Below are 17,122 nucleotides of genomic sequence, written 5' to 3'. Positions count from 1 at the left end.
TATGGCTACATATAAATTTAGGATTGTCGAAAAATTGAACCTTGATAAACTGGGTTCCGATAACCTCGAATACTTCTGCATTTCAGATGATATTGACAGGGAGGTCATGAGGCGTAAAAACAAAGAATACAATGAAGAATTAGCATTCAAGACGCTTTATTTTGTGGTTACCTCAGATAAAAGGATAGCTGTAATTCCAAATCACATCTTTGACCCATGGCTAAAAAAAGAGGGATTAGAATTACCTATTGATCCAAATGATAAATCTGATTTGGCTAAGGAGGCTATTGATTGGTTTATTGAAAATGTTCACAGGGTTTACCCTAAATGACCACCTCCCCCGAAATATGGCCCAACTCCCAAAACATCAACAAAGAAGCCGAAACGATTAAAAACCCGGCTTTCAGGGGCGCTTTTATGAAGGGGGTAAAAGCATGTCAGCATGAAGGAATAAAAGCAGAAAACCCATACCAACCTATTTACCAATTCCAATCCAGCAGACCCACCTTTGCTATGGTGTTTATGAAGTATTGGGATAAGGGGTTTAAGGCTTGGGAAAGGCACCAAAATAACAACAAATGACACCCGAGGAAGAAGAAAACAGGCGAAACATACGCAGGGTACAGCGACAGATAGATGAAGCCTACGACAGGGTAATTCAGGTCATTTCCGGTGCCAGCGGCTTAAAGATGGTTGGTGATACCTTCAGATTAGATGACAACCCTGTACTCAAAAGAAAGATCCAGGAGGCTTTAAAGGGTTTCAGGATTGAAGTTGAGGCGGCCATTGTAAACGGGATTCAAGTTTCTTTCCAGGCAAGCCAAAAGAACTTCACCGATTTGGTTTACCGTTCCTATGATGGACGAACCATTAGCCAGAATGTAAAAGACCTGATTAATGCGACATATGAAAGGCCTTTAAATGCTTTCCTGAACCGGACTATTGACGGTTTAAAACTATCGGATAGGGTTTGGAACTTATCAAACCAACTCCAAAGGGAAATAGAATGGTCACTTTTTTCGGGGATATCCGAGGGCCAAAGCTCCCAGACCATAAGCAGGTCCATAAGACGTTTTTTGCGCAATCCTGATGCTTTATTCAGGCGGGTAAGGAATGCAAAGGGTAACCTGGTATTATCCAGGGCAGCAAGGCAATTCAAGCCAGGGCAAGGGGTTTATCGCTCCAGCTATAAGAATGCCATGAGGGTAAGTAGGACTGAGGTTAATACTGCCTATCGGACAGCTGACCATGAGAAGTTTAGTTCCATTCCTTTTGTGTTGGGGGTTGAGGTGAGGTTATCGGACCAGCATATAGTTTTCGATGTTTGCGACATAGTTGCAGGTATTTATCCTCCATGGTTTAAATTCACTATGTGGCACATTCAATGTATCTGCTATGCTGTTCCCGTACTTCCATCAAAAGAAGAGTTCAGAGCTTATCAGGATGCCGTATTAGACGGAACCGAAAAAGACTTCAAATTTAAAGACAAGATAGAAAACCCACCTGATGGTTTTTTTAACTGGCTGGAAGAAAACAAAGAAAGGGTAAATGGTTGGAAACATCTACCCCCATTTTTAAAGGATAACCCGAGGTTTAAAACACTTCTGGAATAGAACCGTGAATCTTTTTGTATTCCTTGAGATACCTTTTATGAGCATCATAAGGATTATCAAACCTACCTAAATGAATTCTTTCATTGTTAAGCCTAATTCGAGCATCCCATCTAGGTTCACCATCCTTAGATTTTGGTTTAATGTAAAAACTACCAAGTAGATTACCCCTACCTTTGTCTTTTACACTATTGTATCTTTGTGGGATCAATTGAAGGTTTTCAAGCCTATAATCATTCCTGTTATTATTAATATGGTCAACTACAAAACCATCCTTTAATGGCTTGTTGCTAAAATGAGCAAACAAAAGCACATGTATTGAATAGTTTTTTGACTTCTTATTTTTAGTCAACCTAACGCTTGGATAACCGCTTGAAAAAGTAACCTTTAAAATAGATGGCTTTATTATCCGATAACCAGTTACAGGATAAGGATCAGAAACCTTTCTTTCAAGGCTTTTAACCCTGCCTAAATTACTGATTTGATAAATCCCTTCAAAACCCTTTAAATCCTTCCAGTATTCATTAGGTAGATTAGATATGTCTCTATTTGATTTGCCAGTTTTTAAGGCTTTCCTTTTAAGGTGTCTGCAATTCTTACATTGAGAATAATATCCAGATTTGTTCAAACTAGACCTATGAAAATCATCAAATGGTTTAATTTCTTTGCAATGGCTACATTTTTTCATACTATCTAAGTTAAGTGATAGTATAAAAATAACCATTTTAGTTAAGCAATAATAGGAAAGTACTTTATTTAATCACAAACATTTTAACAGATAAATCAATATAAAAAAATCCCTCAATCCACGTTAAATTGGATCAAGGGAAATAGCGAAATGCTCAATAGATGGAAGTCCTTGCCTACTTTTATGAATGATAATCCTGGGTTGAGGGGGTATTTGGACTAGGGTAGTATTATTGAATATTTTCCAGCCTCGAGTTTATTTCATCCCAAACAATCTTTGATTTATTGGATAGATTTTCAAGTTGTTTTTTATATTCTACCAAATCAGCCTCCATGTGGTCATATTCAATCTCATAATCAAAAACAGCATAAACAGAACCACCCCCTCCAGATTCAATCTCCTTAATTACTTCCTGAACTACTTTTATCTTTTTACTAAGTAATTCCTTTATTGCTTTGAGCTCTAAAATGTTTAAATTTTTAAGTATCATGACTAAATTTAATTAATTATTTCCTACACATCAAACAAAAAATACCTATATTTACATGACTAGTTGTCAAATCTGGTTTACTACATGACAGTATATCAACCATAACCGAAGGGAACCATCACTTTCCTTCGGTTTTTTTTATCTCCCCAACTCCCATTCATACTTCAATTCCCTCACATAAGCATTACCCAGATTCTCCAAAGCCTGCCCAACGGCCTGAAAAAACACAGCCTTGGTAAACGGATCCACCGAAAAGAAGAAAACCTTTCCTTTCTTTTTTACAAACTCGGATGAAGTCTGTAGGTTCTTTTCAAGTCTTCTGAGCTGTGGCCTTGACACCTTCATTTCTGTGAGGTCTAGGTATATTGTCTCTTTTTTCATCTCCCTTTTAAGATTTTAACCAGTAGTTCAGGACGAAGATTGTAATTGTTAGCCACTTTGTTAATCCGCTTCATCTTTTCGGAGTCTTTATCCCATTCACTAACAATGTATTTCACGTCACCGCCTTGTATCACCTCCTTACAAGTTAGTTCTATTCGGTCTGCTATTTTAGCCCCTGTGTTTATCCAAGTGTGTTTCATGGCTACTTGTATCGGTTTTTATACTTTCCTTTAGGTGTTTTATATTCACCTGCTTTGTCTAATTTTTTAGCTATCAAATAAGCTATCCCTATTGCTATTGCACCAAACATATCTTTATCCTTTTGGTTAATTTTATTAATAGAAATTAAAGCCCCAACACTCGGCACAGCTCAAATCTCTTTTGGTCTTTTCCTTGTTCGTGGACATATTTAAGCACATCTGACCATCTATTAAATTTATCAACCCGAATTGATCCCCATCCCAAAAGCTCCCATGTGAAGAAATATTTATGTTCAAAACCTAAGTTTTCTAAGGCATCAACTAGGTCTTTTTGAAATTTATTTAGCTTTTGGTATTCTTCTATTGTTTCTTTTTTCATCACTCAATATTTTGGTTAATTTTCTTAATTGCGCCAAGCTTCTAGTTGTATGCCATTTAAAAGACATCTCGTAAGTTCAATAGCGGATTTAATTCCGTTATTTTTTCTTTTGCTGTATGGAAATTTCCCATTAACAAATGGCTTAATGCTACCAATGGTCTTGTAATCCAAAATAACAGTATGCCAGTTAGCCAAAATGGAGTAAAAACAGCATACAACAAGGTATATAAAGCATACCTTGCCAATTTGCTATGATTGTGAATTTTCTGTAATGTTTGTCTTATTTTCATTGTTTTAATTTTAGTTTTTAATTCGGTACGCTTCATATGCCCGATACGTTAATACCCAGGATCAACCCAACAAATCACCTGACCTTTGAAGTCTGAGGGGAATTTGAACCACGAAAGGAAATCATCGGTTGATAGGCCGTCATTTTTTGTCAACTCTTCAAAATGGTTATGAAATACTGATTTGTATGGATCATAAAAAAACCAACCATCAATAATAAATTGATTATTAATCACCTCAAAATCATAAGTTTTCACAACCTCCAATTCAGGACAAATCCTTATCTGAGGGGAACAATATGGCTTACCCGACCATACCGCAAGCTGGATTTTATCCCCTGTTTTGAAGTGGTGGCCTTTTCGTATTGTGTGGAGTTTTTTATCGGTGATGCCAAATGAGAGACTGTTAAACCATTCAATGAAAACCTGATTATCCAGTTTACCTCTTTTATCTTTGTTGAGCCTTGCGAAGTAGTCAAATAATTCAGGACGCATTTCTGTATTAGAATCAATCCCCAAAGCATTCAAAACCTTCTCCACGAAGTAAGTTGGTTCCCCTGCCCTGGGGTGTCCTTTCATGAACTGCCTTGCAAGCGTGCGTACCTTAGCCATTTTGGTTTTTTTTATGAGAATACACACCGTTTTTATCAGGTTTTCCCCAATCTCTCTTTTCGTTGATGGTCATTTTTTCCATAGAATACTTGATCAATTCCTCTGCGGTGATGCCAATTCTTACCGCACTTCCAACCAATAAAATCAAGCAATCCGCATACTCAAAAAGAACTTTTTCCATATCCAAGTTATCAGCTTCCAACTCGTCAATAGTTTCTTTCACCTCCTTGATTAGGTGGTGTAATGGTGCTTTTGGATCATCACAATGCAATGGAAAAACCCGCTGTGCGAATTTTCTATTACGATCCATTAGTTCCTGAAGTTCCTTAGCCATTTTCGGCCTCCTTTCCTACTAACTTAATCCATCCAGCCTGAACCATTTCATCTACTGATAGACCCATGTAGGGAACAGCATACCCTAATCCCCGTAAACCATCCGCTAATGAATGAGGTAAATCATCCTCTATATCATAAGAAGCTATAATATCACCCGCATCTGGATAACCTAATGCAATAGCATCCTCATCGCTTATTTGGGATAGGGGTTTGAGTTCTAAGTAACAGCTTTGTATATCATACATTTCGGTCGCTTGTACGGCATAAGTTTCCCTTAAATGACCTGTATTTAGAGGTGCTGATAATACTTCCTGCCCCCAATAAAGCACAAAGAACTTTGCCTTGTTTTTTTGGTTTGTTTCATCTTTCATTTGATGCCTCCTTTCCTTTGGTACACAAATCATGTCCAAACATTCTCTCAGCATCCCTTTTGTTAAATGGATCATTATTCAATCTAGCAGCGCAAGTAGGGCAATAATAAGCACGTGTTGAATGATTATACCATGTTGCAGGTTTTTGAGTTTCGCATCTAGTAATGTTACATTTACCATTATATTCTCCCTTATTCATCTCCACCCTCCTTTCCATAAGTCATCTTATCAATCAGCAACCCTTTTGTGAAGAATGATTGATCGAAAGGCCAGAAGTGCCAACGAAATAGCTGATCAACTATCCTAAAATCTAACCAAGATACCTTTGAATTATCAGAAATAACATCCTTCCATCTCCACCAACCTCTATTGATGTTCATTTTTTCACTTATTTCATCAATCGGAACAAACCCCAATTCTGGGATAAACCTATCTAGGTCGGAAAGGCGGTAGCATAAAGGTTTTGCTTGCATCCATAATGCTGTTTTAATAGAAACTTCATCGTTTGAACTTCCTATATCTAATCTCCAAAACACATTTTCCCATGGATGTTTACACTTCAACCCTGTTCCCAAATAATTCTTTAATTCGTGTATTGTGATTTTATCGCTCATGGTTTTATTTTTCTATTCTTTCACAAACAATGTTTTGATAATGTTCCCCATATTCCTTTGGGGTTTCTATTACCACATACCTCCCCCAATAACACTCGAAGAAGGAACCTACATCTAACCTAATAGGTAATTCTAATGAGTTTATCCCATTTTTATCAATCAAATCGTAATCAAATGTTTCTATCATGGTTTCATGGTTTTATACCGAAAATTGCTCTAAAGTGAATGTTAAATATAATTCTCCGTTATCCCATCCAGCCGAAAAACCGCCTGTGCTTACTTGGGTTTCTCTATCATAAGCACGTTTTAAAAGGGCGTAAGCGTTATTTTTGATTGTGGGAATATCTGGGATTCCTTTGTTTTCTTTTCCAAATTCATCATAACCAATTACCCAAACCCAATTAGTGGCATGCATGGCTGTATGAACGTTTTCCCAGTTGAAATTATCATGTATTTCTTTTATAAGAAAATCAAATGATTTTTTACCCTCTTTGTATCCCTCATCGATCAATTTTTGATCCGACCATTGTATTTTAGTTCCTTCACTCATAACAAAACTCAACCTTTACCATTTTGGCACCCACAAGATCCTTGCTTTCGATATTGCTTACATCTTTGGATGTTCTACTGTCTCCGTAAATCACGATGTTTACAATTTTTACTTTTTCATCATCGATATCATCGATATCATTAATCACCTTCCTTAGCTTTTGATCCAACGTGCTCAGCATTCTAAGATCAATCCATACCTCACCGTATTCCTTGCAATTAGAAAGGTGCCTAAACAATAAGCCGATGGAAAAAACGGTGAACAATATCACGGATATAGCTATTATCTGTCCCATGGTTAGTTGAAATGAAGTACAGACTTACCTAATTCCTTTGCGCTCTTAAGGGAGACTTTCCCCTTTATTTTTGGCTTTATAACCAATCCATTTGCATACCCAACCGCAAACCCGGCAACGAACACAGCAGCGAAAAAAGGGAATAATAAAATCCCGAATGCGACACCTACTCCTATTAGTGCTTTCATGATAGCTGGTTAAAATATTCGACAAACCTTTTCTTCCATTTCTTTCCTATCGGGATCGGACTGGATGAAATATACTGGTAAACAGTCTGATGATGGACACTGTAATGCTTTGCGACATCCACCGGGCGCACCCGTTTTTCTTCCATTTGTTTTTTCACCCATTCACAGGTGACGTGATTAAGTTCTTGTTCCATAATTGTGATTTTTTAATACTTAACAAATCAAGTAATAAAAACCCAAACCACCAAAATAATACTGTAAAAGTTTAGTAAATATTTTCGTAAACTACCTTAAACAGGGTGTTTTGGCTTTATATCCCTATCTGATTACTTGAAAAATATAGCATAGTCTACTAATTGTTTGTTTTTTGGGGTAAGTTTTCACAAAACAACTAAATAAGCATGTTTGAAAAAATCCTAGAAAAGCTGAAAAACAAGTACACCAACATGGGTTTCAGCGAAAAAGCATTTAAGGGGGTGGCTGATTACTTGTCCGCAACCGTAAGCGAAGAGGATCAAATCGAAACCTCAGTAGAAGGGGTCGAAAAACTTCTTAAGGCATTCCAAGGGGATATTGACAAGCGGGTTACCGATGCCGTTGCAAAAGCCAAAGCGGAGAAAGAAAAGAAAGCAGAGGATGGCGGCAACGAGGGTAAAGGTAGCAAGCAAGAAGATCCACCCGGGGAAAAGAAGAAAACCGATGAGATTCCAGCATGGGCGCAACAGATGATGGAAACCAATAAGGCCTTATCTGAAAAGCTCCAATCGATGGAAACCGGAAATCTTAAGGAGAACAGAAAGAACATCCTGAAAAAGAAATTGGAAGGGGCTCCCGAAAAAATCACATCAAAGATTTTGAAGGACTTTGAAAGGATGAATTTCGAGGATGAGGATTCCTTCAATTCTTACGTGACAGAGACTTCCGAGGAAGTTGAACAAATCAAGCAGGATTTTTCAAATGACGGATTAAGGGGTTTTGGGGCACCAAAAAAAGCAGGTGCCAACGGAAAGAAAGAGGCTTCCAAGGAGGAGGTCGAAGATATTACTGATTCAATTATGAACAACAAATGACAGTAGCAAATCTAGTTAACGAATCTGAATCCTTCATGGACGGTGATGACAGCATTGTCATTGTCGAAAACTTGGAGCAGTTCAGGGGAGGAAGGACGCTGGATGTCACCGGGTTCGCACCGGATATCATCAAGGCGGGGCACGTCATCATCACCGATGGAGATGGTGTATATAAGCCCATGCCCTTGAACGGTGGCGGAGATGCCTATGCGGCATTACCAGAGGGACATTCCTATGTAGGCGTTTTGGTAGCAACCATTCGAAAGGCAAGACCTTTTGCAAGTATAATGGTTAGAGGCACGGTGAACCCGGTAGCGGCACCGTTCGGCATGGCATCTATATTGGCCGCATTCAAGGCCGATGTTCCACTCGTTTTGTTCAGGGCTGATTAAATAGGGAGGTAAGAAATGGAAGAATCATTATTTCAAGAATGGGTAAATAAATATTTCCCCGGTATCACCGTCAGGGTGGTGCAAAACCTGAACGACACGCAAAGACCACAGGTCTATTGGCACAGGAGAATGCTTTCAAAGCTTTTTTCTGTAAGCGGAAAATGGGAGAGCGTAACATCAAACAATCACAATGTGGCTGCCGATGTTGTCGCTATGGATGCAAGTCTGCCTTTGAAAAGCAGACCGTCAATTTCCAAGTTTTCCGGTGACATCCCCAAGATGGGTATGGAGCTTACCTTGAATGAAACCCAGCTCACCAACATCTCTACCATGATGGCCATGAACGTGCCTAATGCTGAGATTATGAGGCGGGTTTTTGAAGATACTCCTAGAGTTATTCAAGGTGTTTGGGAGCGTAACGAATTGACATTCCTTAGAGGCCTTTCCACGGGCGTTGCCCTTGCTGAAGATGCCGACAACGTAGGCACCGGTATCAGGATCGATTATGGTTTCCAGAATGAGAACAAGTTCAACGTGGACACATTGTGGACAAACGTTGCATCTACTCCTTTGGATGACATCGAGAAGATCAGGAAAAAGGCTCAGGAAGATGGAAATACCGTTGGTGTAGTCCTTATGGACCGGCCCACCTTTGACAACTTCGCTAAGACCACGCAGGTCAAAGAAAAGTATGCTTTCAATGTTGGTTTTGTGGGCGATAATGTGCCCGCCCCTGACTTGGAAAAAGTCAATTCCATGCTTTTAGGCAACTATGGTTTCACTATTCAATTAGTGGAAAGAAGCGTGAAGGTGGAAAAGAACGGTGTAAGATCGGTAATCACTCCATGGGCAGCCGGTCAGGTTGTTTTTATGCAATCTGAGAACATAGGAAATCTTGTTTGGGCACGTTTAGCCGAGATGGATTACCCTGTTTCCAGCGTGACCTATCAGACGGTAGATGATTTCATCTTGGCATCCAAGTACAGGAAAACCAGCCCATTGAAGGAGTTCACTTCTTCTCAGGCGAGGGTAGTTCCTATCATCAACAATGTGGATGAAATCTACCACCTTGACACTACTGTAATCGAATCCTAATCATGACTAAAGAAACGAAAAGCTCCGATAAGGACAGCAAGGAAACGAAAAAGGTAAAGTGGATTGTCGAAATCCCATTTCGGGTAAAAGAGACAGATACCACTTATTTGAAAGGACAGGAGGTTTCAGGGTTGGAGAAATCCAAGTTTGACAAGATGGTAGAAAAAGGAGCAATCAAAAAAGCATGACAGTTAGGGGAGCCGTTTTGGCGCAATGCGCTATAGAAGTAAACGAGGATCTTGTTGATCTTGAGATCATCAATTCTGATTTGAACGGGGTAGACACCTACTCGAATGACCTTGAAAAAGAGGTGGCTTATGTCGCCTGCAAGGTCCTTCAAAGTTTGATCTACTCATCATTGAAAGAGGGTGATTTGACTATCACTTACGACAAGGACCTACTTCAAAAACGGCTTTCCTACCTATCTGGTAAACATGGTTTTGACGAGTTCAATTCACAGCCAAAGGTGAGAAACAAAAGCTATCTATGGTAAGAAGATACCCACATACCATCCGATTTCAATTATCCCCAACAGGAGAGCCTGCACAGGATGAAAATGGTAATTGGATAGTCCCCCAACCAGGGGACCAGGTTATCCAAAATTGCCGCTATCAACCTAATATCAGGGCCGAATATATGGTAAATGAAGAGGATGGATCGAGGGTTGAATTTTCCTACGCTGTTTTCCTGCCTAAAAAATCCAAGCTCCCAAAAGTGGGGGATCAGGTGACGCTTAGGCGGGACGGTGGGGTGATTGTTTTCCAAGGCACTTGTAAGCGATCAGATAAAAACCAATTACACTCGAGGGTATGGGTATAACGCCACAATTCAGCAAGAAAGACATTACGGATCAACTATCCGCAAGAATGGAAAGGGTTCAGTCTTTCATCCTGAATGAGTTGGATATGATCGGTCTTGAATTTGTGAAAAGCGCAAGGACCAAGGCCGACTTCACCGACAGAACCGGAAACCTGAGAAGCTCAATCGGCTATCTGATTATTAAGGATGGGGTTGTGATCAAGCAGAATTTCCAGAAAACAACTAAAGGAACCGATGGAAACGAAGGGGTTGCAAAAGCAAGGGAATATGCCGGGTCATTGGCAGGTGAAAATGTAGGGTACATCCTTATTGTCGTAGCTGGAATGAGCTATGCGGTATATGTTGAAGGCTACGGATATGACGTGCTTACAGGAAGTTCTTTTGAAGCTGAATCAAGCCTAAAACAGGCCATGGAAAGGATCAAGAAGCTATGAAACTGAACCTGGATGCAATCGATGAGGTCTATCAAAGGCTTAATGTTCCTGAGGTTACGGGTGTAATCACCGGGCGGCTTACCAAGAACAACAGGCCATTCAATAGTGACAAAGAGGACATTGTAATTAGTGATCTTGCTCTTAACAATGACCAGCTACAAAGAGGGATGCTAGTGGTCAATATCCACGTTCCAAACCTTGTTTTAGCCGGGCCATCCGGGACCGACACAACCCAGGCGAACCATGCTAGGCTTAAGGCACTAAGTAAAATCATTGTTCCACTCCTTAAGGATTATTGGGGCCTTGATTACAACATGGACATCGAGCAAATCAACCTCCTGACAGAGGAGAAAAGCTCATTCCAGAACATAAGAGTAGAATATTTCGCAATTAACGTATAAAGAAATGGCAAAAATACACGGAATACAGAAAATTGAAGTGGGGGCCACCGGGGCAGATGGAGCCCCAGGAACCTCACTCACAGAGGTGACGGCCATCGAAATGGAATCAGTATCCTTGACCGTTCCCGAGGTAGAGGGGGAAAGGATATATGTCGAGGAAATCGACACGATCTATGATGAACTGGACAACACGGAGCCGGATCCTGTTCAGATCACATTCAGCACCTATAAAGCTGACAATGCGGCCCTCAACACTATTTTCGGGGGAACTTTGGACGATGGAAAATATACTCCAAACAGAAACGGAGTGGAAAGGACATTGAAGATTACAACTAAAAGTAGAAATGACATTTGGAAAGTGATCACCTTCCCAAGGTTGCTACTTAGGATGTCTATTGACCAACCTTTAACCAAGGGGGCATTGACTGCCGTAACCGGAACCGGCACGGCCTTGACACCTTTCAATGCATCCAATGAACCATTGGCAGATTGGTACATGGAAGATGCTGAACCACCAGTTGGGTAAATAATTACCCCTTAGAAGGCTAGGGGGTAATTTTTAAGTTTATGAGCAAAAACAAAGACATCAAGAAGGTTGCCGATACAGTCAATGAGAAAGCAATCGAGGTAGTAATAAGCAGGGAGGTAACAGGGTGGTTTGAACGGTTGTTGCTTAGGATGGGGGTGATTTCCGATAGAAAAACATTTTTCATCAAACCACCCTCTCTCAGGTTGGCATATAAGGTTACCGGGCTTTTCATGGAAGTGGATCAACCCGAAAACCAAGAGGATCTAAACGACATGGTTAACCTCTTCATCCTTGCCAATACGGACAAGATGGCCGAAATAATAGCCACCTACCTGCATGGGAAGCCAAAAGAGGAAACCCCATATGAGTTAGTTGATTACATCCTTGAAAACATGACCTATGAGGAAATGGAGTATATCACCTCAATCATCAAGGATCAAATCGACATTCGGCCTTTCATGAACTCTATCGCTATGATCAGAAGCCTGGATCTAATAAGCCCGGGAACACAGGATCAGGAAGCGAGCCTACAAAATACAGGGGGGATAATAGCCCCTGGGGAATCATCGGAGCCACAGCCAAATACTTTCGATTCAGTTGGGATGAAATAATGGATTTGAGCTATCCCAATTTGGTGATGCTGTTCAAGACCATTCCAACATTCGAAAGTGAAAAAGAAAAGAACAATGATGATAATGAGGTGATTGATGCAGATGAGTTAGAGGCGTTCATTACCGATAAGCGGTCAAAAAACAAAGCGAAGCGAAATGCCAATAGAGGTTAGGGATGGTGGACTTTCCTGGAAAGCCCGAATAGACACAACAGAGTTAGAGCGTGACAGCAAGAAAGTAGCTGACACGCTTTCTGGTATTACAGCGGAACAGAAGAAAAAAGAGGCCGCCCTGCTTCAAAGCCTTTCAAAGAACTACAAATCAGTCTATCAGGATGGGTTGAGGGCATTCCAAGACCTTAACCCCGAAATGCAAAAGCAGGTTAGAATCCTGCAATCTTTTCAAACCGAACTCACAAAAGTAGGTCAGGCACAAAAACAACTTGACAACGACCTTAAAAGCGGGACAATCTCCCAGAGGCAGTATAATCAGGCCATGGCCGGGCTATCGGTCAGGACAAGGGAGATCAACGAGAACATAAGCAGGTATAACCGTTACATTCAATCCAATAGGGCGGTGATGGATGCCTCAAACAGTTCGATAGCTCAAAAAAGGGCCAGGCTTTCCCAGCTGCGGGCCACCATGGAGCAATTGACCGCCTCAGAGCTCCGAAATTCCCAATCAAGCCGGGTAATGCGCAGGGAGATTGTTTCCCTGGAAAGGGACATACGTAGGTTTGACCGATCAATGAGAAGTGCCCAAAGGTCAGGCAGGTTAATGAATCAGGTATTACTTGCCACTACGGGATTTTTCACCATTACCCAAGGGTCAAGGCTGATTAGGGACATCATCCAAACTAGGGGTGAGATTGAGCAATTAGAGGTTGCATTCTCCACCATGCTAAACAGCAAGGAAAGGGCAGATGCTTTGATGGCTGAGATTGTCCAGGTAGCCACCACAACCCCTTTCAAACTTACTGAGGTAGCGGATGCCACCAAACAGCTTTTAGCCTACGGTTTTGCACAGGAAGAAATCAAACCGGAACTGATTGCCATTGGTAACATAGCCTCCGGGGTTGGTGCCACCTTCCAAGAAGTGGCCTATGCCTACGGTACGCTAAAAACCCAGGGACGTGCATTTGCAAGGGACATTAGGCAGTTTACTACCAGAGGTATTCCTATTGTTGGTCAATTAGCTGAACAGTTCGGGGTGACAGAGGCGAAGATCAACGACATGGTTTCAGCCGGGCAGATCGGGTTTCCGGAGGTGCAAAAGGCTTTCCAATCCATGACGAGCTCAGGCGGTCAGTTCTTCAACTTGATGGAGAAGCAAAGCCAGACGGTAACCGGGGAAATTGCCAAGCTCCAGGACAGGATCCAACTCATGTTCAACCAGATCGGGGAGGGAAACGAAGGGTTGATAAAATCGGGAATTGCGGGCCTTTCTTTTTTGGTGGAAAATTATGAATCCGTAATTACAACTATCAAGGCCTTGATTCTGGTTTATGGGTCCTACCGAACAGCTCTAATCCTGACAGCCGCAAGCCAGGCGGCATTGGGTACCAGCACTTTTGCATTGTCAAGACTTTTTGTAGGCGCAAGAACCGCTTTGATGGGGCTTAACGCTGCATTTGTCACAAGTCCGGTAGGGGCTTATACAGCCATTATTTCAGCGTTAGGGCTTGCTATTTATTCATTGACCCAAACAATCAACACCGCAAAATCAGTACAGAAAAATTACAATGATGCCATCCAGGAGGGTGAAAAGGCGGGAGCAAAGGAACTTTCTAGGATCAATGAGCTTGTAGGGGTACTGAAAAATGAACTGGCCACCCGAGAACAAAAGGTGGCGGCTATGAATCAGCTCAATTTGTTGATGGGGGATTCGATTAAAGACCTGACAGCAGAGGAAATAGCCGCTGGAAAAGCTGCAAATGCTATTGAGGCATACACTAAATCCATAAAGAAAAACATAGCCACACAGGAGGCATACAAGCAATTACAATCCATCAATGAAAGCTTGGATGAACTAAACACGAAGGGTATTGAGGCCATCGGAATGTTTAGAAGGGTCGGGGAGTCAATGAGAAATACATTTGATCCTACCAGGGGGGCTCAATTATCATTAAGAGATTGGTTCTCTGCTTTCATATCAGGATCAGGAACAGATGACGTAATAGTAAATCAAGCCAAAAGAGATCTAGAAACCCAAAGGGATTCATTATTAGAAGCCTTTGATTTCACTGAAATAATCACTGGAACGGGCGGTAAAAAAGAAACCAACAAACGGGCATTTGATGAGCTCATAAGTGACACCGTAGCCAATTTTGATAGGCTTGTAGGACTGATTCAGGATAAGGGGGATGCAGAAACTATCCGTAAAAACCTACAGGATTACCTTGATAGCCTGGCCCCTAACGATTCACAAATCGCTGAGGTAAAGAAAAAGATCCTTGCCATCAATAATGTACTTTCGAATTACAACATCAAGGAGGAAAACAAAGAGCTAAGGGATGTTGAGAAAGAAAGGAAAATGGTCCTTAACGATATCCAGAAAATGGAGGATCAGTTTTTCAAAAAATCCTTTGACAAGCGCGAGCAGGAGATACAACAGGTAAGAAAGCAATTTGAGGACCTTAGAAAAGCGGCGATTGATGCGGGGTTGGGGGGAACTGTATTGACCCGGATAGACAACATAGAATCCCAGGCCACGGGGGATATCCGCTACCGTGCTGAAACCGAGGACCTGAAAAAGGAACTCGAGCGAAGAAGGCAACTATACACCGATTATGAAAACATGATCGCCGAGATGGGTTTGCAGAAAGCCAATGCCCGCTATGAGGGTGAATTGGACATTGCAAAGAACTACATTGACCTTATCAGGGATGAATACGAAAAGCTTTCAATGATGGACCCCGGCCAAAGAAGGGGTGTTGAAAATGAGCGGTTGAGGTTCTTAGAAGAAGAGTTGAACAGGGAAAGGCAGTTGCAAGAAAAGCAGCAAAACCAACTCCTTCAATCCGTCCAGGACTACGAAACGCAACGGGAACTTATAAGGGAAAAATACATCCTCAACAGGGAGAAACTGCAAGGTGTTGCTAATAGGGAACAACTTCAAGAACTTGAAAGGCAATACCATGAAGAAATAGCGGCCCTAGACGATGCCAACGCTCAAAAACTAGGGATTTACAGGCGCCTTTTCATGGGTATAGAAACCCTATCCATTAGAGCGGCCAAAAGTCTCGTTGGGACGGCAAGGGAACAACTTCAAGAACTCAAAAAGACGGGCAGGGTTACAGAAGGTTTCTACCGGGAAATGCTGGGCAGGATCGAGCAGGCCGAAAGGTCCATTGAATCCAGATTACCCATGGCCATGCAAGATGTTTCCCGGTCTATGGCAGACGTTGCTCGCTCAGTGGGAGACACCAACAAGGCTTTTGGGGAAACCCTGGGGCTCCTGGCAAACATCATTCAACGAACAGGTCAGGTCAAGCAGAATATTAATGACTACATGCAAGCCATGAGGGCCAATGACGGTGCCGGGGATGTTTTGGGGATGGTCACGGCTGGGGCAGGTGTTGCGGGTGCGATATTAGGCGGTATATCCGTAATGATGACCGCCGCAAATAACTACGCAAAGCAGCAATTGGAGTTGTATAAGGAGCAATTGAGGTTCCAGAGACAAATCCTATACGGGGAATTGGCCGTGAATAGGCTGTACAGGGACAGGGAGATGTTGGCAGCTGAGGTTCAGGGATCAACATTGCAGACGCTTAATAATCAGCGTGAAATCCTTGCAAAAAGCCTAGAAGAAATAGAAAACGACATACGGAAAATAAGTGACACCTTCAATACCGAGCTCACATGGAAGATGGCTATGGACCTTGATAGGATGCTTTCTGCTGGGAAAGAGGGTATTGATAAGGCTATGGAGGAAATGGGTAATTTCCTTTTCAGAACAGGTGAGACGAAATCAATAAGGAGCGGTCTTTTTGGGTTGGGAAGTAAAGAAATTGATGTTTTTGAAACATTAGCAGGGCTTTCATTTGAGCAGATAGAAGAACTTTCAGTAGGTGGTAAACTAACCCAACAGGCCGAAGAAGCCTTTCAGGAACTTAAACGCCTCAAAGAAGAGGGTATTGAGGTTGAAAAGCAGTTGCGGGAAATCCAAAACGAACTGGATAACATTTTTACGGGGGGATTGACCTGGACCGGGCTTGCAGATGGGATTATTGCAGAGTTTCAAGGGGCTGGAAGTGATATTGAGGGTATAATCAGGAATGCAATCCTAAGCGGTTTCAAATACCGATTCTTGGAGGGGCCATTAAACGAACTTATTGACCAATTCGCTGAGGATGCTCAATCAGACGGTGAACTTACCCAGGGGGAAATAGCCCGATTCACCCAAGCTTACACCCAGCTTTCAGAAAATGCACAGGAGGCATTGAAACAGCTTCAAGAGGCCACCGGAATAGATTTAACGGGCGCACAATCCCAACAAACAGGACTATCAGGAGCAATCAGGCGGGAACTCACAGAGGAAACGGGAACCCTATTGGCCGGACTAACAAGGGCACAATTCGACATGATTAAACGGATTGAAAGCCATGCAACGGAAGGGATAAGACAGGGTGTGATGCAAATCAATCATTTGGGACAGATTGAAATGAACACCCTTCACACGGTTGATCAGTTGAAGCTCACAATAATTGAATTGAAGGCTATCAATAAAAACACTAAAGATAAGGGAATGAGGGGCTATACCTCTTAA

General features: G+C 41.7%; 30 protein-coding genes. 15 read left to right on the top strand and 15 right to left on the bottom strand.

Features of this window, described 5'->3' with window-relative positions:
• Window position 1 precedes the first annotated feature (1 nt).
• From DB520_RS23945 to DB520_RS23935, 3 genes are read left to right on the top strand one after another with little or no spacing between them, the layout of a single operon-like run.
• A complete protein-coding gene (locus tag DB520_RS23945; protein WP_114752318.1) occupies window positions 2-331 on the top strand; it encodes a hypothetical protein in 330 nt (109 codons plus the stop codon).
• Window positions 328-582, top strand: coding sequence for a hypothetical protein (locus tag DB520_RS23940; protein ID WP_114752317.1), 255 nt, complete (start codon window positions 328-330; stop codon window positions 580-582). The genes DB520_RS23945 and DB520_RS23940 overlap by 4 nt, the downstream gene beginning before the upstream one ends.
• Entirely contained in the window at window positions 579-1,613 is a 1,035-nt protein-coding gene (locus tag DB520_RS23935) for a hypothetical protein (protein ID WP_114752316.1), read from the top strand. Before DB520_RS23940 ends, DB520_RS23935 begins: the two co-directional genes overlap by 4 nt.
• On the opposite strand, the gene DB520_RS23930 is transcribed toward DB520_RS23935, so the two are convergent.
• From DB520_RS23930 to DB520_RS23860, 15 genes are all read right to left on the bottom strand, one after another.
• Entirely contained in the window at window positions 1,594-2,298 is a 705-nt protein-coding gene (locus tag DB520_RS23930; RefSeq protein WP_198675439.1) for an NUMOD4 motif-containing HNH endonuclease, read from the bottom strand. The genes DB520_RS23935 and DB520_RS23930 overlap by 20 nt on opposite strands.
• A 229-nt stretch (window positions 2,299-2,527) precedes the next feature.
• Window positions 2,528-2,788, bottom strand: coding sequence for a hypothetical protein (locus tag DB520_RS23925; protein ID WP_114752314.1), 261 nt, complete (start codon window positions 2,786-2,788; stop codon window positions 2,528-2,530).
• Window positions 2,789-2,926: 138 nt separating this feature from the next.
• On the bottom strand, window positions 2,927-3,169 hold the full coding sequence (locus tag DB520_RS23920; RefSeq protein ID WP_114752313.1) for a hypothetical protein: 243 nt from the start codon (window positions 3,167-3,169) through the stop codon (window positions 2,927-2,929).
• Window positions 3,166-3,369, bottom strand: a complete 204-nt coding sequence (locus tag DB520_RS23915; protein ID WP_114752312.1) for a hypothetical protein — start codon at window positions 3,367-3,369, stop codon at window positions 3,166-3,168. Before DB520_RS23915 ends, DB520_RS23920 begins: the two co-directional genes overlap by 4 nt.
• 145 nt (window positions 3,370-3,514) lie before the next feature.
• The gene (locus tag DB520_RS23910; RefSeq protein WP_114752311.1) at window positions 3,515-3,748 is read right to left on the bottom strand and encodes a hypothetical protein; all 234 of its coding nucleotides are present in this window, start codon (window positions 3,746-3,748) and stop codon (window positions 3,515-3,517) included.
• 56 nt (window positions 3,749-3,804) lie between these two features.
• Complete coding sequence (locus tag DB520_RS23905) at window positions 3,805-4,074, bottom strand: hypothetical protein (RefSeq protein WP_114752310.1); 270 nt, start codon at window positions 4,072-4,074, stop codon at window positions 3,805-3,807.
• A gap of 12 nt (window positions 4,075-4,086) precedes the next feature.
• Window positions 4,087-4,647 carry a hypothetical protein gene (locus tag DB520_RS23900; protein WP_114752309.1) on the bottom strand — a complete coding sequence of 187 codons (561 nt, stop codon included), beginning with the start codon at window positions 4,645-4,647 and terminating at the stop codon, window positions 4,087-4,089.
• Entirely contained in the window at window positions 4,640-4,981 is a 342-nt protein-coding gene (locus DB520_RS23895; RefSeq protein ID WP_114752308.1) for a dATP/dGTP pyrophosphohydrolase domain-containing protein, read from the bottom strand. The genes DB520_RS23900 and DB520_RS23895 overlap by 8 nt, the downstream gene beginning before the upstream one ends.
• Complete coding sequence (locus DB520_RS23890; RefSeq protein ID WP_157972225.1) at window positions 4,974-5,354, bottom strand: hypothetical protein; 381 nt, start codon at window positions 5,352-5,354, stop codon at window positions 4,974-4,976. Before DB520_RS23890 ends, DB520_RS23895 begins: the two co-directional genes overlap by 8 nt.
• A 191-nt stretch (window positions 5,355-5,545) precedes the next feature.
• Window positions 5,546-5,968 carry a hypothetical protein gene (locus DB520_RS23885; protein WP_114752306.1) on the bottom strand — a complete coding sequence of 141 codons (423 nt, stop codon included), beginning with the start codon at window positions 5,966-5,968 and terminating at the stop codon, window positions 5,546-5,548.
• A gap of 4 nt (window positions 5,969-5,972) precedes the next feature.
• Window positions 5,973-6,155, bottom strand: coding sequence for a hypothetical protein (locus DB520_RS23880; protein ID WP_114752305.1), 183 nt, complete (start codon window positions 6,153-6,155; stop codon window positions 5,973-5,975).
• A gap of 12 nt (window positions 6,156-6,167) precedes the next feature.
• Window positions 6,168-6,518 carry a hypothetical protein gene (locus DB520_RS23875; protein WP_114752304.1) on the bottom strand — a complete coding sequence of 117 codons (351 nt, stop codon included), beginning with the start codon at window positions 6,516-6,518 and terminating at the stop codon, window positions 6,168-6,170.
• Window positions 6,511-6,813 (bottom strand): hypothetical protein, encoded by a 303-nt coding sequence (locus DB520_RS23870; RefSeq protein WP_114752303.1) that lies wholly within the window; start codon window positions 6,811-6,813, stop codon window positions 6,511-6,513. Before DB520_RS23870 ends, DB520_RS23875 begins: the two co-directional genes overlap by 8 nt.
• 2 nt (window positions 6,814-6,815) lie before the next feature.
• Window positions 6,816-7,001 (bottom strand): hypothetical protein, encoded by a 186-nt coding sequence (locus DB520_RS23865; RefSeq protein WP_114752302.1) that lies wholly within the window; start codon window positions 6,999-7,001, stop codon window positions 6,816-6,818.
• A complete protein-coding gene (locus DB520_RS23860) occupies window positions 6,998-7,195 on the bottom strand; it encodes a hypothetical protein (RefSeq protein ID WP_114752301.1) in 198 nt (65 codons plus the stop codon). Before DB520_RS23860 ends, DB520_RS23865 begins: the two co-directional genes overlap by 4 nt.
• Window positions 7,196-7,402: 207 nt before the next feature.
• Between DB520_RS23860 and DB520_RS23855 the strand changes: the two genes are divergently transcribed.
• From DB520_RS23855 to DB520_RS23805, 12 genes are read left to right on the top strand one after another with little or no spacing between them, the layout of a single operon-like run.
• Window positions 7,403-8,071, top strand: coding sequence for a hypothetical protein (locus DB520_RS23855; RefSeq protein WP_114752300.1), 669 nt, complete (start codon window positions 7,403-7,405; stop codon window positions 8,069-8,071).
• Window positions 8,068-8,463 (top strand): hypothetical protein, encoded by a 396-nt coding sequence (locus tag DB520_RS23850; RefSeq protein WP_114752299.1) that lies wholly within the window; start codon window positions 8,068-8,070, stop codon window positions 8,461-8,463. Before DB520_RS23855 ends, DB520_RS23850 begins: the two co-directional genes overlap by 4 nt.
• A 15-nt stretch (window positions 8,464-8,478) precedes the next feature.
• Window positions 8,479-9,558 (top strand): major capsid protein, encoded by a 1,080-nt coding sequence (locus tag DB520_RS23845; protein WP_114752298.1) that lies wholly within the window; start codon window positions 8,479-8,481, stop codon window positions 9,556-9,558.
• Window positions 9,559-9,560: 2 nt separating this feature from the next.
• Window positions 9,561-9,746 carry a hypothetical protein gene (locus DB520_RS23840; protein ID WP_114752297.1) on the top strand — a complete coding sequence of 62 codons (186 nt, stop codon included), beginning with the start codon at window positions 9,561-9,563 and terminating at the stop codon, window positions 9,744-9,746.
• Window positions 9,743-10,051 (top strand): DUF6706 family protein, encoded by a 309-nt coding sequence (locus DB520_RS23835; RefSeq protein ID WP_114752296.1) that lies wholly within the window; start codon window positions 9,743-9,745, stop codon window positions 10,049-10,051. The genes DB520_RS23840 and DB520_RS23835 overlap by 4 nt, the downstream gene beginning before the upstream one ends.
• Complete coding sequence (locus DB520_RS23830) at window positions 10,045-10,377, top strand: hypothetical protein (protein ID WP_114752295.1); 333 nt, start codon at window positions 10,045-10,047, stop codon at window positions 10,375-10,377. Before DB520_RS23835 ends, DB520_RS23830 begins: the two co-directional genes overlap by 7 nt.
• A complete protein-coding gene (locus tag DB520_RS23825; protein WP_114752294.1) occupies window positions 10,368-10,811 on the top strand; it encodes a hypothetical protein in 444 nt (147 codons plus the stop codon). Before DB520_RS23830 ends, DB520_RS23825 begins: the two co-directional genes overlap by 10 nt.
• Window positions 10,808-11,212, top strand: a complete 405-nt coding sequence (locus DB520_RS23820; RefSeq protein ID WP_114752293.1) for a hypothetical protein — start codon at window positions 10,808-10,810, stop codon at window positions 11,210-11,212. Before DB520_RS23825 ends, DB520_RS23820 begins: the two co-directional genes overlap by 4 nt.
• A 4-nt stretch (window positions 11,213-11,216) precedes the next feature.
• Window positions 11,217-11,738 (top strand): hypothetical protein, encoded by a 522-nt coding sequence (locus tag DB520_RS23815; protein ID WP_114752292.1) that lies wholly within the window; start codon window positions 11,217-11,219, stop codon window positions 11,736-11,738.
• 41 nt (window positions 11,739-11,779) lie between these two features.
• Entirely contained in the window at window positions 11,780-12,352 is a 573-nt protein-coding gene (locus tag DB520_RS23810; RefSeq protein ID WP_114752291.1) for a hypothetical protein, read from the top strand.
• The gene (locus tag DB520_RS26850) at window positions 12,352-12,525 is read left to right on the top strand and encodes a hypothetical protein (RefSeq protein WP_157972224.1); all 174 of its coding nucleotides are present in this window, start codon (window positions 12,352-12,354) and stop codon (window positions 12,523-12,525) included. The genes DB520_RS23810 and DB520_RS26850 overlap by 1 nt, the downstream gene beginning before the upstream one ends.
• A complete protein-coding gene (locus DB520_RS23805) occupies window positions 12,509-17,122 on the top strand; it encodes a tape measure protein (protein WP_114752290.1) in 4,614 nt (1,537 codons plus the stop codon). The genes DB520_RS26850 and DB520_RS23805 overlap by 17 nt, the downstream gene beginning before the upstream one ends.

The sequence above is a fragment of the Pleomorphovibrio marinus genome (assembly GCF_003347495.1).
Taxonomy (GTDB): domain Bacteria; phylum Bacteroidota; class Bacteroidia; order Cytophagales; family Cyclobacteriaceae; genus Pleomorphovibrio; species Pleomorphovibrio marinus.
The sequence above is the reverse complement of the archived record's forward strand: the minus strand, read 5'-3'. Positions and strand labels throughout refer to the sequence as shown.

Coding starts and splice junctions, on each gene's coding strand:
- DB520_RS23850 (WP_114752299.1), top strand. CDS start 8,068: ATGACAGTAGCAAATCTAGTTAACGAATCTGAATCCTTCATGGACGGT.
- DB520_RS23855 (WP_114752300.1), top strand. CDS start 7,403: ATGTTTGAAAAAATCCTAGAAAAGCTGAAAAACAAGTACACCAACATG.
- DB520_RS23825 (WP_114752294.1), top strand. CDS start 10,368: ATGGGTATAACGCCACAATTCAGCAAGAAAGACATTACGGATCAACTA.
- DB520_RS23805 (WP_114752290.1), top strand. CDS start 12,509: ATGCCAATAGAGGTTAGGGATGGTGGACTTTCCTGGAAAGCCCGAATA.
- DB520_RS23810 (WP_114752291.1), top strand. CDS start 11,780: ATGAGCAAAAACAAAGACATCAAGAAGGTTGCCGATACAGTCAATGAG.
- DB520_RS23885 (WP_114752306.1), bottom strand. CDS start 5,968: ATGAGCGATAAAATCACAATACACGAATTAAAGAATTATTTGGGAACA.
- DB520_RS23870 (WP_114752303.1), bottom strand. CDS start 6,813: ATGGGACAGATAATAGCTATATCCGTGATATTGTTCACCGTTTTTTCC.
- DB520_RS23905 (WP_114752310.1), bottom strand. CDS start 4,074: ATGAAGCGTACCGAATTAAAAACTAAAATTAAAACAATGAAAATAAGA.
- DB520_RS23815 (WP_114752292.1), top strand. CDS start 11,217: ATGGCAAAAATACACGGAATACAGAAAATTGAAGTGGGGGCCACCGGG.
- DB520_RS23895 (WP_114752308.1), bottom strand. CDS start 4,981: ATGGCTAAGGAACTTCAGGAACTAATGGATCGTAATAGAAAATTCGCA.
- DB520_RS23865 (WP_114752302.1), bottom strand. CDS start 7,001: ATGAAAGCACTAATAGGAGTAGGTGTCGCATTCGGGATTTTATTATTC.
- DB520_RS23860 (WP_114752301.1), bottom strand. CDS start 7,195: ATGGAACAAGAACTTAATCACGTCACCTGTGAATGGGTGAAAAAACAA.
- DB520_RS23930 (WP_198675439.1), bottom strand. CDS start 2,298: ATGAAAAAATGTAGCCATTGCAAAGAAATTAAACCATTTGATGATTTT.
- DB520_RS23835 (WP_114752296.1), top strand. CDS start 9,743: ATGACAGTTAGGGGAGCCGTTTTGGCGCAATGCGCTATAGAAGTAAAC.
- DB520_RS23845 (WP_114752298.1), top strand. CDS start 8,479: ATGGAAGAATCATTATTTCAAGAATGGGTAAATAAATATTTCCCCGGT.
- DB520_RS26850 (WP_157972224.1), top strand. CDS start 12,352: ATGGATTTGAGCTATCCCAATTTGGTGATGCTGTTCAAGACCATTCCA.
- DB520_RS23875 (WP_114752304.1), bottom strand. CDS start 6,518: ATGAGTGAAGGAACTAAAATACAATGGTCGGATCAAAAATTGATCGAT.
- DB520_RS23915 (WP_114752312.1), bottom strand. CDS start 3,369: ATGAAACACACTTGGATAAACACAGGGGCTAAAATAGCAGACCGAATA.
- DB520_RS23840 (WP_114752297.1), top strand. CDS start 9,561: ATGACTAAAGAAACGAAAAGCTCCGATAAGGACAGCAAGGAAACGAAA.
- DB520_RS23945 (WP_114752318.1), top strand. CDS start 2: ATGGCTACATATAAATTTAGGATTGTCGAAAAATTGAACCTTGATAAA.
- DB520_RS23920 (WP_114752313.1), bottom strand. CDS start 3,169: ATGAAAAAAGAGACAATATACCTAGACCTCACAGAAATGAAGGTGTCA.
- DB520_RS23890 (WP_157972225.1), bottom strand. CDS start 5,354: ATGAAAGATGAAACAAACCAAAAAAACAAGGCAAAGTTCTTTGTGCTT.
- DB520_RS23820 (WP_114752293.1), top strand. CDS start 10,808: ATGAAACTGAACCTGGATGCAATCGATGAGGTCTATCAAAGGCTTAAT.
- DB520_RS23940 (WP_114752317.1), top strand. CDS start 328: ATGACCACCTCCCCCGAAATATGGCCCAACTCCCAAAACATCAACAAA.
- DB520_RS23925 (WP_114752314.1), bottom strand. CDS start 2,788: ATGATACTTAAAAATTTAAACATTTTAGAGCTCAAAGCAATAAAGGAA.
- DB520_RS23900 (WP_114752309.1), bottom strand. CDS start 4,647: ATGGCTAAGGTACGCACGCTTGCAAGGCAGTTCATGAAAGGACACCCC.
- DB520_RS23830 (WP_114752295.1), top strand. CDS start 10,045: ATGGTAAGAAGATACCCACATACCATCCGATTTCAATTATCCCCAACA.
- DB520_RS23910 (WP_114752311.1), bottom strand. CDS start 3,748: ATGAAAAAAGAAACAATAGAAGAATACCAAAAGCTAAATAAATTTCAA.
- DB520_RS23935 (WP_114752316.1), top strand. CDS start 579: ATGACACCCGAGGAAGAAGAAAACAGGCGAAACATACGCAGGGTACAG.
- DB520_RS23880 (WP_114752305.1), bottom strand. CDS start 6,155: ATGATAGAAACATTTGATTACGATTTGATTGATAAAAATGGGATAAAC.